Source organism: Pseudomonas sp. P105 (genome assembly GCF_032614175.1).
GTDB lineage: Bacteria > Pseudomonadota > Gammaproteobacteria > Pseudomonadales > Pseudomonadaceae > Aquipseudomonas > Aquipseudomonas rhizophila.
Window position 1 is genome coordinate 408,485 of the sequence record NZ_CP126693.1, and the last position, 15,678, is coordinate 424,162.

Below are 15,678 nucleotides of genomic sequence, written 5' to 3' on the forward strand. Positions count from 1 at the left end.
CGCTAGAGCCCTTTAATTACGGGACTCACTACCATGCTCGTCGTTTTCCTTGGGCGCGCATTCATCAAGTTGGCCGCCTGATTGCATATGCTTGTACATACAAGTAAAGACGTATGCGTATGAGTCACCATTGCTCAACGTAACGTGCCTGGAAATCGCGCCCATTGCCTGGGCTGGTCTGGATTGATCGCTGAGGAGTTCTTGCTGTGACCGACGCTACCCGCAAACCCGAAAAATACCGTGACGTTGAAATCCGTGCCCCACGCGGTAACACCCTGACCGCCAAGAGCTGGCTGACCGAAGCGCCGCTGCGCATGTTGATGAACAACCTCGACCCGGAAGTGGCCGAGAACCCCAAGGAGCTGGTGGTTTACGGTGGCATCGGCCGTGCGGCGCGTAACTGGGAGTGCTACGACAAGATCGTCGAAAGCCTGACCAACCTCAACGACGACGAAACCCTGCTGGTGCAATCCGGCAAGCCGGTGGGCGTGTTCAAAACCCACAGCAACGCTCCTCGCGTGTTGATCGCCAACTCCAACCTGGTGCCGCACTGGGCCAGTTGGGAACACTTCAACGAACTGGACGCCAAGGGCCTGGCCATGTACGGCCAGATGACCGCCGGCAGCTGGATCTACATCGGCAGCCAGGGCATTGTCCAAGGCACCTACGAGACCTTCGTCGAGGCCGGTCGCCAGCATTACGACGCCAACCTCAAGGGGCGCTGGGTCCTCACGGCCGGCCTGGGCGGCATGGGCGGTGCGCAGCCGTTGGCCGCGACCCTGGCCGGTGCTTGCTCGCTGAACATCGAATGCCAGCAGGTGAGCATCGATTTCCGCCTCAAGACTCGTTATGTCGACGAACAGGCCACTGATCTGGACGACGCCCTGGCCCGTATCGAGAAATACACCGCAGAAGGCAAGGCGATCTCCATCGCGCTCTGTGGCAACGCCGCCGAAATCCTGCCGGAAATGGTCCGTCGCGGTGTGCGTCCGGACATGGTCACCGACCAGACCAGCGCCCACGACCCGCTCAACGGTTACCTGCCGGCCGGCTGGACTTGGGACGAGTACCGCGCCCGCGCCAAGACTGAGCCTGCTGCCGTGGTCAAAGCGGCCAAGCAGTCGATGGCTGTCCACGTCAAAGCCATGCTGGCCTTCCAGAAAATGGGCGTGCCGACCTTCGACTACGGCAACAACATCCGTCAGATGGCCCAGGAAGAGGGCGTCGAAAATGCCTTCGATTTCCCAGGGTTCGTACCGGCGTATATCCGTCCGCTGTTCTGCCGTGGCATCGGCCCGTTCCGCTGGGCTGCGCTGTCGGGCGACCCGCAGGACATTTACAAGACCGACGCCAAGGTCAAGGAACTGATCCCCGACGACGCCCATCTGCACAACTGGCTGGACATGGCCCGCGAGCGCATCAGCTTCCAGGGTCTGCCGGCGCGTATCTGCTGGGTCGGCCTGGGCCAGCGTGCCAAGCTGGGCCTGGCGTTCAACGAAATGGTGCGCAGCGGCGAATTGTCGGCCCCTATCGTGATCGGTCGCGACCACCTGGACTCCGGTTCCGTGGCCAGCCCCAACCGCGAAACCGAAGCCATGCAGGACGGTTCCGATGCCGTGTCCGATTGGCCGTTGCTCAACGCTTTGCTCAACACCGCCAGCGGCGCGACCTGGGTGTCGCTGCACCATGGCGGCGGCGTCGGCATGGGCTTCTCCCAGCATTCGGGCATGGTCATTGTCTGCGACGGCACCGACGAAGCGGCCGAGCGAATTGCCCGCGTGCTGCACAACGATCCGGGTACTGGGGTGATGCGCCATGCTGATGCTGGCTATCAGATCGCCATTGATTGCGCCAAGGAACAGGGGCTGAACCTGCCGATGATCACCGGCAAGTAACCCCGGAGCCCATGTGGGAGCGAGCTTGCTCGCGATGAGGGCGGCACATTCAACACTTGTGTTGGCTGATAGGCCGCCATCGCGAGCAGGCTCGCTCCCACAAAAAAGCAACGCTCGAACTAGGACAATCCACAGAGGTTGAACCATGGCCGTCACCCGCACACGCGCAAGCAGCAAGCCGTTGATCGAGAAGCGCTCGATCGACTACATACCGGAAGCGGAGAGACACGGCCGATTGTTGAGCCAGTTCACCCTCTGGATGGGTGCCAACCTGCAAATCACTGCCATTGTCACCGGCGCATTGGCGGTGGTGCTGGGTGGTGATGTGTTCTGGTCGTTGATCGGTTTGCTGATCGGCCAACTGCTCGGCGGTGGCGTCATGGCGTTGCATGCCGCGCAAGGGCCCAAGCTTGGCCTGCCGCAGATGATCTCCAGCCGGGTGCAGTTTGGTGTGTACGGCGCGGCTATCCCGATCGTGCTGGTGTGCCTGATGTACCTGGGTTTCACCGCAACCGGAACCGTGCTTTCCGGCCAGGCGCTGGGCCAGTTGTTTGGTGTCAGCGACAGTGTCGGCATCCTCATTTTCGCCAGTACCATCGTGCTGGTCACGGTGCTCGGTTATCGGGTGATTCACTTCATTGGCCGTGTCGCCAGCGTCATTGGTGTGATCGCCTTTGTTTACCTGTTCGCTCGCCTGATGAGCCAGACGGACGTTGGCGCACTCCTGCAAATCCGCCATTTCAGCTGGAGCAGTTTCCTGCTTGCGGTGTCGCTCGCGGCTTCCTGGCAGATCGCCTTCGGCCCCTACGTGGCGGACTATTCGCGTTACCTGCCGAGCAAGACTTCCTCGGTGAAAACCTTTTTTGCCGCAGGCGCAGGTTCAGTCATCGGCGCGCAGGTGGCGATGATCCTCGGCGTGTTTGCCGCCGCCTCGGCCAACGGGCAGTTCGCGGGTCACGAAGTGGCCTACATCGTTGGCCTGGGTGGTACCGGTGCCACCGCTGCGCTGCTGTACTTCAGCATCGCTTTCGGCAAGGTCACTATCTCCACGCTGAACTCCTACGGCAGCTTCATGTGCATTGCGACCATCATCAGTGGTTTTCGGGGCCACCTGAACGTCACGCGCTTGCAGCGTCTAGGCTTCGTGCTGGTCATCGTCGGCGCGGCGACCCTGATCGCGCTGCTCGGTCAGCACTCGTTCCTCGGTGCGTTCAAGTCTTTCATCCTGTTCTTGCTGGCGTTCTTTACGCCTTGGAGCGCGATCAATCTGGTGGACTACTACTGCATCACTCGCGAGCGCTATGACGTGCCGGCGCTGGCCGACCCGAACGGTCGCTACGGTCGTTGGAATGCCCTTGGTATCAGCGTCTATGTCTTCGGTGTACTGGTTCAACTGCCGTTCATCGCCACCAAGTTCTATACCGGTCCGCTGGTGGAAGCCATGGGTGGTGTGGATATTTCCTGGATCATCGGCCTGGTGGTTCCGGCGGTGCTGTATTACCTCGCTGCCAGGAAGTGGCACAGCGCTGTACCCGATCAATTGATCCTGCCGGTCGAGCAGGACGCGGTTGACGCACAACCGAGCAGGGCGGGTCGCATCCAAGCGGCCTGATGGGATGTTGACAGGGCTGGATGCCTCTTGACTGCCGTAAGCCAATTCATTGATTAGGAGCGTCACATAATGAAATCGAACAAGACCCTGCTGACCACATTGCTTTGCATGGGCCTGCTGGCCAGTGCCGGCGCCACGCAAGCGGCGGGTTGGTGCGAGTCGGGCAAGCCGGTGAAATTCGCCGGTCTGAACTGGGAAAGCGGCATGTTGCTGACCGACGTCATGCAAGTGGTGCTGGAAAAAGGCTACGGCTGCAAGACCGACAGTCTGCCAGGCAACTCCATCACCATGGAGAACGCCTTGAGCAGCAACGATATTCAGGTGTTCGCCGAAGAATGGGTCGGTCGCAGTGAAGTCTGGAACAAGGCCGAGAAGGCCGGCAAGGTTGTCGGCGTCGGCGCCCCGGTGGTGGGTGCCATCGAAGGCTGGTACGTGCCGCGCTATGTGATCGAGGGCGACGCCAAGCGCAAGCTCGAAGCCAAGGCGCCGGGCCTGAAGAACATCGCCGACCTGGGCCAGTACGCCGCTGTGTTCAAGGACCAGGAAGAGCCATCCAAGGGCCGCTTCTACAACTGCCCGGCCGGCTGGACCTGTGAGCTGGACAACAGCGAAATGCTGAAAAGCTATGGCCTGGAAAAAACCTACACCAACTTCCGCCCTGGCACCGGTCCGGCCCTGGATGCGGCGGTGCTGTCGAGCTACAAGCGCGGCGAGCCGATCCTGTTCTACTACTGGTCGCCAACCCCGCTCATGGGTCAGGTGGACCTGGTGAAACTGGAAGAAAAACCGGGCGTGGACAAAAGCGTGACCATCAAAGTCGGCCTGTCCAAGACCTTCCACGACGAAGCGCCTGAACTGGTGGCCGTGCTGGAAAAGGTCAACCTGCCCATCGATATCCTGAACCAGAACCTCGGGCGCATGGCCAAGGAGCGGATCGAGTCGCCGAAACTGGCGAAGATCTTCCTGAAGGAACATCCTGAAGTCTGGCACGCCTGGGTCAGTGAAGACGCGGCCAAGAAAATCGACGCGGCTCTGTAGGTCGAATACACCCGGCCAACCCTAGGGCTGGCCGGGACGTTCACTGCATCCACTTGATTGAGAGTCTCTTATGTTTCCCGAAAGCTTTACCTTCTCCATCGCCGACTGGGTCAACAGTTGGGTCGACTCCCTGGTGACCAACTACGGCGATGTGTTCCGGCACATTTCCGACACCTTGCTGTGGGCCATCGTCAACCTCGAAGGCCTGCTGCGCATGGCACCCTGGTGGTTGATGCTGGCCATCGTCGGCGGCATTGCCTGGCACGCCACCCGCAAGGTCGCGACCACGGCGGTGATTGTCGGCCTGCTGTTCCTGGTGGGCGCGGTGGGCCTGTGGGACAAACTGATGCAGACCCTCGCCCTGATGCTGGTGGCGACATTTATTTCGGTGTTGATCGGCATTCCGCTGGGCATCCTCTCGGCCCGCAGCAATCGCCTGCGTTCGGTGTTGATGCCGTTGTTGGACATCATGCAGACCATGCCAAGCTTCGTGTACCTGATTCCGGTATTGATGCTGTTTGGCCTGGGCAAGGTCCCGGCGATTTTCGCCACGGTGATCTACGCCGCGCCGCCATTGATTCGCCTGACCGACCTGGGCATTCGCCAGGTGGACGGCGAAGTGATGGAAGCCATCAATGCCTTCGGCGCCAACCGTTGGCAACAGCTGTTCGGCGTGCAACTGCCCCTGGCCCTGCCAAGCATCATGGCCGGGATCAACCAGACCACCATGATGGCCCTGTCGATGGTCGTCATCGCTTCGATGATCGGCGCCCGTGGCCTGGGCGAAGATGTGCTGGTGGGCATCCAGACCCTCAACGTCGGACGCGGCCTGGAAGCCGGGCTGGCGATCGTGATTCTCGCCGTGGTCATCGACCGCATTACCCAGGCCTATGGTCGTCCTCGGCATGAGGTGAGCAAATGAACAACGCAGCCATCAGCAAGATCGAAGTCAAGAACGTCTTCAAGATTTTCGGCAATCGCTCCAAGGAGGCTTTGGAGCTGATCCGCCAGAACAAGACCAAGGACCAGGTGCTGGCCGAAACCGGTTGCGTGGTCGGTGTGAACGACTTGTCGTTGAGCATTGGCACCGGTGAGATCTTCGTAATCATGGGGCTTTCCGGCTCCGGCAAGTCCACTTTAGTGCGCCACTTCAACCGGCTGATCGATCCTACTAGTGGCGCGATCCTGGTGGACGGCGAAGACATTCTGCAACTGGACATGGAAGCCCTGCGCGAATTTCGCCGGCACAAGATCAGCATGGTGTTCCAGAGCTTCGGCCTGTTGCCCCACAAGAGCGTGCTGGACAACGTCGCCTATGGCTTGAAAGTGCGTGGCGAGAGCAAGCAGGTCTGCACTGAGCGGGCGCTGCACTGGATCAACACCGTGGGCCTGAAGGGCTACGAGAACAAATACCCGCACCAGCTCTCCGGCGGCATGCGCCAGCGCGTGGGCCTGGCCCGTGCCTTGGCGGCGGACACCGACATCATCCTGATGGACGAAGCCTTCAGCGCCCTCGACCCGCTGATCCGCGCGGAAATGCAGGACCAGTTGCTGGAACTGCAAAAGACCCTGCACAAGACCATCGTGTTCATCACCCACGACCTCGACGAAGCCGTGCGCATCGGCAACCGCATCGCGATTCTCAAGGATGGCAAGCTGATCCAGGTCGGTACACCCCGAGAGATCCTGCACTCTCCGGCGGATGAGTATGTTGATCGGTTTGTGCAGCGGCGTGCGGCGGTGGTTTGAGGAATGTGTGGTGGCTGGGCTGGCCCCATCGCGAGCAAGCTCGCTCCCACAATGGGATCTCTCCTGTTCACAAATTCTGTGTCCAAAGGAAATCCCTGTGGGAGCGAGCCTGCTCGCGATGGCGCCGGTAAAGCTGCATCAATGTTCAGGTTATAAGCATGAGGTTGAAGATGTCCCAGGCTGAAAAAATCGTAATCGCCGATGCCCCGTTGCGTTGGCAGGATGTGGTCGCCGTCGCCCGCTTCGGTGCCGAGCTTGAGCTGTCGGCCCAGGCCTGGGCGCGGATCGACAATGCCCAGGCCATCGTCCAGCGCATCGTCGAAAGCGGCGAGCGCGCTTATGGCGTCAACACCGGCCTGGGTGCCCTGTGCAATGTCTCGCTCAAGGACGAACAGCTCAGCCAATTGTCGCGCAACACACTGCTCAGCCATGCCTGTGGCGTTGGCGCGCCGCTGGCCGATGAACAGACCCGGGCGATTGTCTGCGCGGCCATCCTCAACTACAGCCAGGGCAAGTCCGGCATTCATCGCCGGGTGGTCGAAGCCCTGCTGGCGCTGCTCAATCGCGGCATCACCCCGCAAGTGCCGTCCCAGGGTTCGGTGGGCTACCTGACCCACATGGCCCATATCAGCATCGCGTTGTTGGGCGTTGGCAATGTCAGCTATCGCGGGCAAATCGTCTCGGCGCAACAGGCTCTGGCCGCAGAGGGCTTGCAACCGGTGCAACTGGGGGCCAAGGACGGTTTGTGCCTGGTCAACGGCACGCCGTGCATGACCGGCCTCAGTTGCCTGGCCCTGGCCGATGCGACGCGGCTGCTGCAATGGGCCGATGTGATCGGCGCCATGAGCTTCGAGGCCCAGCGCGGGCAGATCGCGGCGTTCGATGCCCAGATCATCGCCCTCAAGCCGCACCCTGGCATGCAACAGGTCGGCGTCAACTTGCGGGCACTGCTGGACGGCAGCGAAGTCATCGCTTCGAGCCTGGGCATTCGCACCCAGGATGCGTTGAGTATCCGCTCGATTCCTCAGGTCCACGGTGCCGCTCGCGACCAACTGGCCCATGCCCGGCAACAGATCGAAACCGAACTCAACGCCACCACCGATAACCCGCTGTTGCTGGGCACGCCGGAGAGCTTCCGGGTCATGTCCCAGGCCAACCCCCACGGTCAGTCGGTGGCTTTGGCGGCGGATCTGCTGGCGATTGCCATGGCCGAAATCGGCTCCATCGCCGAACGTCGTCTCGACCGTTTGATCAACCCCCACGTCAGCGGCCTGCCGGCCTTTCTGGTGGCCAACCCTGGGGTGAATTCGGGGATGATGATCGTGCAATACGTCGCCGCGTCGCTGTGTGCGGAAAATCGCCAACTGGCCCAGCCGGCGGTGCTCGACAACTTTGTCACCTCGGGCTTGCAAGAAGATCACCTGAGCATGGGCACCAACGCCGCCCTGAAGCTGCACCGGGCGCTGGAAAACTGCACGCAGATCCTCGCCATCGAATACCTGCTGGCCGCCCAGGCTTTTGAATTCCTCAAGACGCAACGCTTCGGTGCCGGCACTGACGTTGCCTGGAAACTGCTGCGTGAACATGTGCCGGCCTACGACCAGGACCGCTGGCTGGCGCCGGACATCGCTAGCGCCGCCGCGCTGCTTAAAGATCCAGCCGTGCTGCACAACGCTTTACCGAATTTGAATTGATCAAAAAACCGCCAGCGTGCCAAGGCATCCACCGCCCAAAAGGCGAGGGTGACGGATAACGGAACATTCCGGAGCGACTGGCGGGTGAAAACAAAACTCTCAAAAGGAGCAATACATGACTGCCTTAAACCTGATTCCCGGCCAATTGAGCCTGGCTCAATTGCGTGACATCTATCAGCAACCCGTGACCCTGAGCCTCGACGCCAGTGCTTCGGCGCAGATCGAAGCCAGCGTCGCCTGCGTGGAGCAGATTCTCGCCGAGAATCGCACGGCCTATGGCATCAACACCGGTTTTGGTCTGCTGGCCTCGACCCGCATCGCCAGTGAAGACCTGGAAAACCTGCAACGCTCTCTGGTGCTGTCCCATGCCGCTGGCGTGGGCGAGCCGATCAGCGATGCGCTGGTGCGGTTGGTCATGGTGCTCAAGGTCAATAGTCTGAGCCGGGGCTTTTCCGGTATCCGTCGGCAGGTGATCGATGCGCTGATTGCGCTGATCAATGCCGAGGTCTATCCACACATTCCGTTGAAAGGCTCGGTCGGCGCTTCGGGTGATCTGGCGCCACTGGCCCACATGTCCCTGGTGCTGTTGGGCGAAGGCAAGGCCCGTTACAAAGGTGAATGGTTGCCGGCTGTCGAAGCGCTGAAAGTGGCCGGCCTTGCGCCGCTGACCCTGGCTGCAAAAGAAGGACTGGCGTTGCTCAACGGCACCCAGGTGTCCACTGCGTTTGCCCTGCGTGGCCTGTTCGAAGGCGAAGACCTGTTCGCCGGCGCCCTGGCTCTGGGCAGCTTGACGGTAGAAGCGGTGCTCGGTTCGCGTTCGCCATTCGATGCGCGTATTCACGCCGCGCGCGGCCAGAAAGGCCAGATCGATGCTGCCGCCGCTTATCGCGATCTGCTGGGCGAGCGCAGCGAAGTCTCCGCTTCCCACCAGAATTGCGACAAGGTCCAGGACCCGTATTCCCTGCGCTGCCAGCCACAAGTGATGGGCGCCTGTCTGACCCAGTTCCGCCAGGCCGCTGAGGTGCTGGTGATCGAAGCCAACGCCGTATCGGATAACCCGCTGGTGTTCGCCGCCGAGGGCGACGTGATTTCCGGTGGCAACTTCCACGCCGAGCCGGTGGCAATGGCCGCTGACAACATGGCCCTGGCAATCGCCGAAATCGGTTCGCTGAGTGAGCGGCGTATTTCGCTGATGATGGACAAGCACATGTCGCAACTGCCGCCGTTTCTGGTGGCCAATGGCGGGGTGAACTCGGGCTTTATGATCGCCCAGGTCACCGCTGCTGCCCTGGCCAGCGAAAACAAGGCGTTGTCCCATCCCCATTCGGTGGACAGCCTGCCGACTTCGGCCAACCAGGAAGACCATGTGTCCATGGCCCCCGCCGCCGGTAAGCGGCTGTGGGAAATGGCCGAGAACACCCGGGGGATTTTGGCGGTGGAATGGCTGGCGGCGTGCCAGGGGCTGGATCTGCGCGGCGGTTTGAAGACCTCTGCCAAGCTGGAGCAGGCCCGCGCCCTCTTGCGCGCAGAAGTGCCGTTCTATGAAAAAGACCGGTTCTTCGCGCCGGACATCAATGCGGCGAGCGAGTTGTTGGCCAGTCGTTGCCTGAATGAACTGGTCACGGCGCAGTTGTTGCCGAGCCTGTAAGAACCTCATCGCGAGCAAGCTCGCTCCCACAGGGGTAGGGGTTGAACATTCATTTGGGATACACCCTGGCCCTTGTGGGAGCGAGCTTGCTCGCGATTCGATTTTGAACGCGACGAGGAAACCGGGATGAAAACCCTCTGGCAAAACTGCCACGCCGCCACCATGGCCCAGGGCGTCTACTCGATCATCGAAGACGCCGCCATCGTCACCCACGGCGAGCTGATTCAATGGATCGGCCCGCGCGCCGAGCTGCCGGTCGGTGACTATCCGGCCGTCAACGACCTCAAGGGTGCCTGGGTCACTCCTGGGCTGATCGACTGTCACACCCACACGGTGTTCGGCGGCAACCGCAGCGGTGAATTCGAACAACGCCTGCAGGGCGTCAGCTACGCCGAGATCGCAGCGGCCGGCGGGGGCATCGCCAGCACCGTGCGCGCTACCCGGGCCGCCAGCGAAGATGAACTGTTCAACAGCGCCGCCAAACGCCTGAAAAGCCTGATGCGCGATGGCGTGACCACGGTGGAAATCAAGTCCGGCTACGGCCTTGACCTGGCCAGCGAACGCAAGATCCTGCGGGTCATCCGTCGCCTGGGTGAACAGCTGCCGGTCAGCGTGCGCAGCACCTGCCTGGCGGCCCACGCCTTGCCACCGGAATACGCTGATCGCGCCGATGACTACATCGAGCACATCTGCACCGAAATGCTCCCGGCCCTCGCCGCCGAAGGGTTGGTGGATGCGGTGGATGCATTTTGCGAGTACCTGGCGTTTTCCCCGGCGCAGGTCGAACGGGTGTTTATCTCCGCCCAACAACTGGGCCTGCCGGTGAAGCTGCACGCTGAACAATTGTCGTCGCTGCACGGTTCAAGCCTGGCGGCCCGTTATCAGGCGCTGTCGGCCGATCATCTGGAATTCATGACCGAGGACGACGCCAGGGCCATGGCCGAATCCGGCACGGTGGCGGTGTTGTTGCCCGGGGCATTTTATTTCCTGCGCGAAACCCAGCTGCCGCCCATGGATGCCTTGCGCAAGCACGGCGTGAAGATCGCCGTGGCCAGCGACCTCAACCCCGGCACATCGCCGGCGCTGTCGTTGCGCTTGATGTTGAACCTGGCCTGCACCTGCTTTCGCATGACCCCTGAGGAGGCTCTGGCGGGGGCGACGATTCATGCGGCCCAGGCCTTGGGCATGGCTGCCACTCACGGTTCGCTGGAAGTCGGCAAAGTCGCGGACTTTGTCGCCTGGCACATCGACCGCCCGGCCGACCTGTCGTACTGGCTGGGTGGCGATCTGGAAAAACGCGTCGTGCGTCACGGCGTGGAAATCGATTAAGGAGAACGGTTGTGGAGAAGGTCCTGAATTTCAAGCAAGGGCGCGTGCCGCTGTTGATCAGCATGCCCCACGCCGGCCTGCGCCTGACCCCGGCGGTGAAGACTGGTTTGATCCCTGAGGCCCAGAGCTTGCCGGACACCGACTGGCATATTCCCAAGCTTTACGAGTTCGCCGCCGAACTGGGCGCCAGCACCCTGGCCGCTGAATATTCACGGTTCGTGATCGATCTGAACCGCCCCGACGATGACAAACCGATGTACGTTGGTGCCACCACCGGTTTGTATCCTTCGATCCTGTTCGATGGCGTACCGTTGTTTCGCCAGGGGCTGGAGCCGTCCGGCGCGGAGCGGGCGACTTATCTGCAACAGATCTGGGTGCCTTACCACCAGACCCTGCGGCAGGAACTGGCGCGGCTCAAGGCCGAATTCGGCTATGCCTTGCTGTTCGACGCCCACTCGATCCGTTCGGTGATCCCACACCTGTTCGACGGCAAGTTGCCGGACTTCAACCTCGGCACCTTCAACGGAGCCAGTTGCGCCCCGGCGCTGGCCCACCAGCTCGAAGCCATCTGCGCTCGCCACGGCGAATTTACCCACGTGCTCAACGGACGTTTCAAGGGCGGACACATCACCCGGCACTACGGCAACCCGGCCGAGGACATCCACGCGGTGCAACTGGAACTGTGCCAGAGCACCTACATGGAAGAGTTCGAGCCGTTCAACTACCGTGCGGATCTGGCGGAACCGACCCAGGTGGTGCTCAGGGAATTGCTGGAAGGCTTGCTGGCGTGGGGGCAGCAGGCCTACAAGAAATAATGCCTGTTTCCTGGGGCTAGGGGGGGGTGGGAGCAAGCCTTGCTCCCTCAGATAGATGTGGCCTTGAGCCTCGCAGGGGAACGGTCGCCACCGTGCAAAACCGGGTCGCCACAGTTCATCTTCAGCCCCTCGACGCTGCGTAATGTTCCGGTCACGGTGCAGCAAGACACCGACCTACAATAATCGCTGCCGCACGAGACCTTCCCGATGAAAAGACTGTTCAAACGCTGTCTGTCGATCCTCTGCGGTACCGCCATCCTGAGCAGCGGGGCAATGGCCGCCGAGCCGGCGTCCTGCCAGACGGTGCGCATGGGCGTGGTCAACTGGACCGACGTGATCGCCACCAGTGGCATGGCTGATGTGTTGCTCACCGGTCTGGGTTATGAAAGCAAACAGACCAGCGCCGTGCAGCAGATCATCTTCGCTGGCATCCGTGACAAGCGCCTCGATATCTTCCTGGGCTACTGGAAACCGGCGATGGACAACAACATCGCTCCGTTCCTGGCGGCCAACCAGGTGAGAGTCCTGGACCAGCCAAGCCTTGCCGATGCCCAAGCCACGCTGGCGGTGCCGGATTACGTGGCCGCAGCGGGCCTCAAGACTTTCGCCGACATCGCCCGGTTCAAGGAGCAGCTCGGCGGAAAAATCTACGGCATCGAGCCGGGCAGCGGTGCCAACACCACCATCAAGACCATGATTGAAACCAATCACTTTGGCCTCAAGGACTTCAAGCTGATCGAGTCCGGTGAGGCCGGGATGCTGGCGGCGGTGCAGCGGGCGGTGAATCGCAAGGAGTTCGTGGTGTTCGTCGGCTGGACCCCGCACCCGATGAACATCAATATGAACATCACCTATCTGACCGGCAGCGAAGACGTCTACGGCCCGAACGAAGGCGCCGCGACGGTCTCCACCGTGACCGCGCCGGACTACGCCCAGCGTTGTCCGAACGTGAACCGCTTGCTGGAAAACCTCACCTTCACCGCCGCCCAGGAAAGCCAGTTGATGGTGCCGATCATGGCGCGCAAGACACCCCAGGACGTCGCCCGGCAATGGCTGCGTGAGCACCCCGAGGATCTGCAGCGCTGGCTCACCGGGGTGACCAGTTTTGACGGCAAGGATGGCGTGGCGGCGGTGCAGGCCAGTCTCAAGAATTGACGATTAGATGATCGTGGCGAGGGGATTTATCTGTAGGAGCAAGGCTTAGATCCCCTCGCCACATAATCAGCGTCCATCCTGATCCTCTATGTTGGCGTCGTTCCATGGCTACTTATCCACTCTCCCAGGCAATGTCCGCCTTCATCGACCAAACCCTGAGTTTCGATGCCCCGGACAACAGCCTCCCCGGTCTGCGTCAGGCCTACAGCCAGATGTGCCGGGCGTTCACCCCGCCATGCCCGGACGCGCTGGCAGTCGAGGATTTCGAGCTGGCCGGGGTAGCTGTGCGGGCTTACTGTCCTCGGAGCGAGCCGCCGTCCGAAGGCTGGCCATGCATCCTTTATCTGCACGGTGGCGGCTGGGTGGTGGGTGACCTGGACTCCCACGACTTCATCTGCATGGAACTGGCCGCGACCCTCGGCGTGCTGGTGCTGGCGGTGGATTATCGACTGGCGCCGGAGCATCCGTTCCCCGCCGGCTTTGAAGACTGCCTCGCCGTGTGGCATCACCTGGCGGCCACCCCCTTTGCCATCGACCCTCGCCGTCGGCTGGTGGCCGGTGACAGCGCCGGAGGCAATCTCGCCGCCGCGTTATGCCTGGCCTTGCGCGATGCCGGGCAAGCGCTGCCACGGGGTCAGGTGCTGATTTATCCCGCCCTCGGTGGCCCGGCCGATCTGCCCTCGCGGCGCGAATGTGCCGATGCGCCACTGTTGAGCAGCAGCGATCTGGACAGTTATCACGCCCTCTATCTGAGCGACGCTCAACCGTCTTCCCTCGCCATGCCGTTGCTCGCCGATGACCTGAGCGGTCTGCCGCCAGCGCTGGTCGTCGTGGCGCAATGGGACCCGTTGCGCGACGATGGTGTCCTTTACAGCGAGCGGCTGAACAGCGCAGGTGTGGATGCTGTGCTGTATGTCGGGGGAGGATTGGTTCACGGCTGTTTACGTGGCCGGGGCCAAGTGCCGGAGGTCGATCAGATGTATCGCACACTGCTGGCGTATCTGGCTGACACGCTTTGACTGCGCAGGGGGCATGCTCATTCGGGTAATTCGGGTTTATGATGCCGGACGGCAGATTAAATAGAAGTCCCCCCAGGGATGACTCGACCCCTTACGGAGCGCGCAATGCAGACTTTGTACCCGCAGATCAAACCTCATGCCCGGCACGATCTGGCTGTCGATGACACCCACACGCTCTATGTCGATGAAAGCGGTTCCCCGGAAGGCCTGCCGGTGGTGTTCATTCACGGTGGCCCGGGTGCCGGTTGCGATGCCCAGAGCCGTCGCTACTTCGATCCGAACCTGTACCGCATCGTTACCTTCGACCAGCGCGGCTGTGGCCGCTCCACCCCTCATGCCAGCCTTGAAAACAACACCACCTGGGATCTGGTCGAAGATCTGGAGCGCATCCGCAAACATTTGGGCATCGAAAAATGGGTGCTGTTTGGCGGCTCCTGGGGCTCGACCCTGGCCTTGGCTTACGCCCAGACCCATCCCGAGCGGGTACACGGCCTGATTCTGCGTGGGATCTTTCTCTGCCGTCCGCAGGAAATCGAGTGGTTCTACCAGGCCGGCGCCAGTCGCCTGTTCCCCGATTACTGGCAGGACTACATCGCGCCGATCCCCCTGGACGAGCGCGACGACCTGCTCGGCGCCTTTCACAAACGCCTGACAGGCAATGACCAGATCGCCCAGATGCACGCGGCCAAGGCCTGGTCGACCTGGGAAGGCCGCACGGCGACCCTGCGTCCGAACCCGCTGGTGGTCGATCGCTTCTCCGAGCCGCAGCGGGCGTTGTCGATTGCCCGGATCGAGTGTCATTACTTCACCAACAACGCTTTTCTCGAACCCAACCAGTTGATCCGTGACATGGGCAAGATCGCCCATCTGCCGGGCGTCATCGTGCACGGCCGCTACGACGTGATCTGCCCGCTGGACAATGCCTGGGAACTGCACCAGAACTGGCCCAACAGCGAACTGCAGGTGATCCGCGACGCCGGTCACGCCGCTTCTGAGCCGGGTATTACCGACGCATTGGTGCGCGCCGCCGCCCAAATGGCCCGGCGCCTGCTCGACCTGCCGCCCGAAGAAGCATGAAGGGGCTGTTGCAACGGGTCCGCGGCGCCCGGGTCGAGGTCGCTGGGGAAGTCGTTGGCGCGGTGGACCGAGGTCTGCTGGTCCTGATAGCGGTCGAGCCCGAGGACACCCGGGCCAGCGCCGACAAGCTGCTGCACAAGCTGCTGAACTACAGGGTGTTCAGCGACGCTGATGGCAAGATGAACCTGTCCTTGGCAGATGTCGGTGGTGGCTTGCTGTTGGTGTCGCAGTTCACCCTGGCGGCGGACACCAAAAGCGGATTACGCCCGAGCTTTTCGACGGCCGCACCTCCGGCCTTGGGCGAGGAACTCTTTGACTATCTGCTCACCCAAGCGAAACAGGTGCATGGCACTGTGGCATCAGGTAGATTCGGCGCCGACATGCAGGTGCATCTGGTTAACGACGGCCCGGTAACCTTCCTGTTACAGGTCTGAAAGTGTTTGAAACATCTTTTCGGTCCTGTTTCGAGGCAAAACAGTGAGTTTTCTCGATAAATACTTTGTTACCCCTGATGCGTTGTCACGCGGGCTACTAGATAATCGCGCGCTACGGGGGACCAGCGTTCGCTGGTCCATTTGACTTAGGTAGAGACTTGTCCTGGGCCGTTTGGGGAATCATTTTGTCCCATCGGAGTCGGAACAATGCTC

General features: G+C 61.6%; 13 protein-coding genes. All 13 read left to right on the forward strand.

Annotation, left to right across the window (positions count from 1 at the left end; translation table 11 throughout):
- Positions 1 to 206 precede the first annotated feature (206 nt).
- The 13 genes from hutU to dtd all read left to right on the forward strand — a co-directional run bounded on the left by hutU (position 207) and on the right by dtd (position 15,465).
- Positions 207 to 1,895 carry a urocanate hydratase gene (gene hutU / locus QOM08_RS01775; protein ID WP_047226931.1) on the forward strand — a complete coding sequence of 563 codons (1,689 nt, stop codon included), beginning with the start codon at positions 207 to 209 and terminating at the stop codon, positions 1,893 to 1,895.
- A gap of 145 nt (positions 1,896 to 2,040) precedes the next feature.
- Positions 2,041 to 3,507, forward strand: coding sequence for a purine-cytosine permease family protein (locus QOM08_RS01780; RefSeq protein ID WP_107323042.1), 1,467 nt, complete (start codon positions 2,041 to 2,043; stop codon positions 3,505 to 3,507).
- A gap of 69 nt (positions 3,508 to 3,576) precedes the next feature.
- Positions 3,577 to 4,545, forward strand: a complete 969-nt coding sequence (locus tag QOM08_RS01785; protein ID WP_047226933.1) for an ABC transporter substrate-binding protein — start codon at positions 3,577 to 3,579, stop codon at positions 4,543 to 4,545.
- Between the two features lie 70 nt (positions 4,546 to 4,615).
- Complete coding sequence (locus QOM08_RS01790; RefSeq protein ID WP_047226934.1) at positions 4,616 to 5,467, forward strand: ABC transporter permease; 852 nt, start codon at positions 4,616 to 4,618, stop codon at positions 5,465 to 5,467.
- A complete protein-coding gene (locus QOM08_RS01795) occupies positions 5,464 to 6,294 on the forward strand; it encodes a glycine betaine/L-proline ABC transporter ATP-binding protein (RefSeq protein ID WP_052915294.1) in 831 nt (276 codons plus the stop codon). Before QOM08_RS01790 ends, QOM08_RS01795 begins: the two co-directional genes overlap by 4 nt.
- A gap of 170 nt (positions 6,295 to 6,464) precedes the next feature.
- Positions 6,465 to 7,988 (forward strand): histidine ammonia-lyase, encoded by a 1,524-nt coding sequence (gene hutH / locus QOM08_RS01800; protein ID WP_139048858.1) that lies wholly within the window; start codon positions 6,465 to 6,467, stop codon positions 7,986 to 7,988.
- 115 nt (positions 7,989 to 8,103) lie between these two features.
- Positions 8,104 to 9,636 (forward strand): histidine ammonia-lyase, encoded by a 1,533-nt coding sequence (hutH, locus tag QOM08_RS01805; RefSeq protein ID WP_047226936.1) that lies wholly within the window; start codon positions 8,104 to 8,106, stop codon positions 9,634 to 9,636.
- 126 nt (positions 9,637 to 9,762) lie between these two features.
- The gene (hutI, locus tag QOM08_RS01810) at positions 9,763 to 10,965 is read left to right on the forward strand and encodes an imidazolonepropionase (RefSeq protein ID WP_139048859.1); all 1,203 of its coding nucleotides are present in this window, start codon (positions 9,763 to 9,765) and stop codon (positions 10,963 to 10,965) included.
- An 11-nt stretch (positions 10,966 to 10,976) separates the two neighbouring features.
- Complete coding sequence (gene hutG / locus QOM08_RS01815; protein ID WP_139048860.1) at positions 10,977 to 11,780, forward strand: N-formylglutamate deformylase; 804 nt, start codon at positions 10,977 to 10,979, stop codon at positions 11,778 to 11,780.
- Between the two features lie 207 nt (positions 11,781 to 11,987).
- A complete protein-coding gene (locus tag QOM08_RS01820) occupies positions 11,988 to 12,935 on the forward strand; it encodes a choline ABC transporter substrate-binding protein (protein ID WP_047226939.1) in 948 nt (315 codons plus the stop codon).
- Between the two features lie 104 nt (positions 12,936 to 13,039).
- On the forward strand, positions 13,040 to 13,954 hold the full coding sequence (locus tag QOM08_RS01825) for an alpha/beta hydrolase (protein WP_316912489.1): 915 nt from the start codon (positions 13,040 to 13,042) through the stop codon (positions 13,952 to 13,954).
- A 105-nt stretch (positions 13,955 to 14,059) separates the two neighbouring features.
- Positions 14,060 to 15,031, forward strand: a complete 972-nt coding sequence (gene pip / locus QOM08_RS01830; protein WP_092401505.1) for a prolyl aminopeptidase — start codon at positions 14,060 to 14,062, stop codon at positions 15,029 to 15,031.
- On the forward strand, positions 15,028 to 15,465 hold the full coding sequence (dtd, locus tag QOM08_RS01835) for a D-aminoacyl-tRNA deacylase (protein ID WP_316912490.1): 438 nt from the start codon (positions 15,028 to 15,030) through the stop codon (positions 15,463 to 15,465). Before pip ends, dtd begins: the two co-directional genes overlap by 4 nt.
- Positions 15,466 to 15,678 lie beyond the last annotated feature (213 nt).

Excerpts from the sequence above, each read along its gene's own strand:
- QOM08_RS01795 (WP_052915294.1), top strand. The coding sequence starts at position 5,464 with ATGAACAACGCAGCCATCAGCAAGATCGAAGTCAAGAACGTCTTCAAG.
- QOM08_RS01790 (WP_047226934.1), top strand. The coding sequence starts at position 4,616 with ATGTTTCCCGAAAGCTTTACCTTCTCCATCGCCGACTGGGTCAACAGT.
- hutH (WP_047226936.1), top strand. The coding sequence starts at position 8,104 with ATGACTGCCTTAAACCTGATTCCCGGCCAATTGAGCCTGGCTCAATTG.
- QOM08_RS01780 (WP_107323042.1), top strand. The coding sequence starts at position 2,041 with ATGGCCGTCACCCGCACACGCGCAAGCAGCAAGCCGTTGATCGAGAAG.
- hutI (WP_139048859.1), top strand. The coding sequence starts at position 9,763 with ATGAAAACCCTCTGGCAAAACTGCCACGCCGCCACCATGGCCCAGGGC.
- QOM08_RS01825 (WP_316912489.1), top strand. The coding sequence starts at position 13,040 with ATGGCTACTTATCCACTCTCCCAGGCAATGTCCGCCTTCATCGACCAA.
- dtd (WP_316912490.1), top strand. The coding sequence starts at position 15,028 with ATGAAGGGGCTGTTGCAACGGGTCCGCGGCGCCCGGGTCGAGGTCGCT.
- QOM08_RS01785 (WP_047226933.1), top strand. The coding sequence starts at position 3,577 with ATGAAATCGAACAAGACCCTGCTGACCACATTGCTTTGCATGGGCCTG.
- hutH (WP_139048858.1), top strand. The coding sequence starts at position 6,465 with ATGTCCCAGGCTGAAAAAATCGTAATCGCCGATGCCCCGTTGCGTTGG.
- QOM08_RS01820 (WP_047226939.1), top strand. The coding sequence starts at position 11,988 with ATGAAAAGACTGTTCAAACGCTGTCTGTCGATCCTCTGCGGTACCGCC.
- pip (WP_092401505.1), top strand. The coding sequence starts at position 14,060 with ATGCAGACTTTGTACCCGCAGATCAAACCTCATGCCCGGCACGATCTG.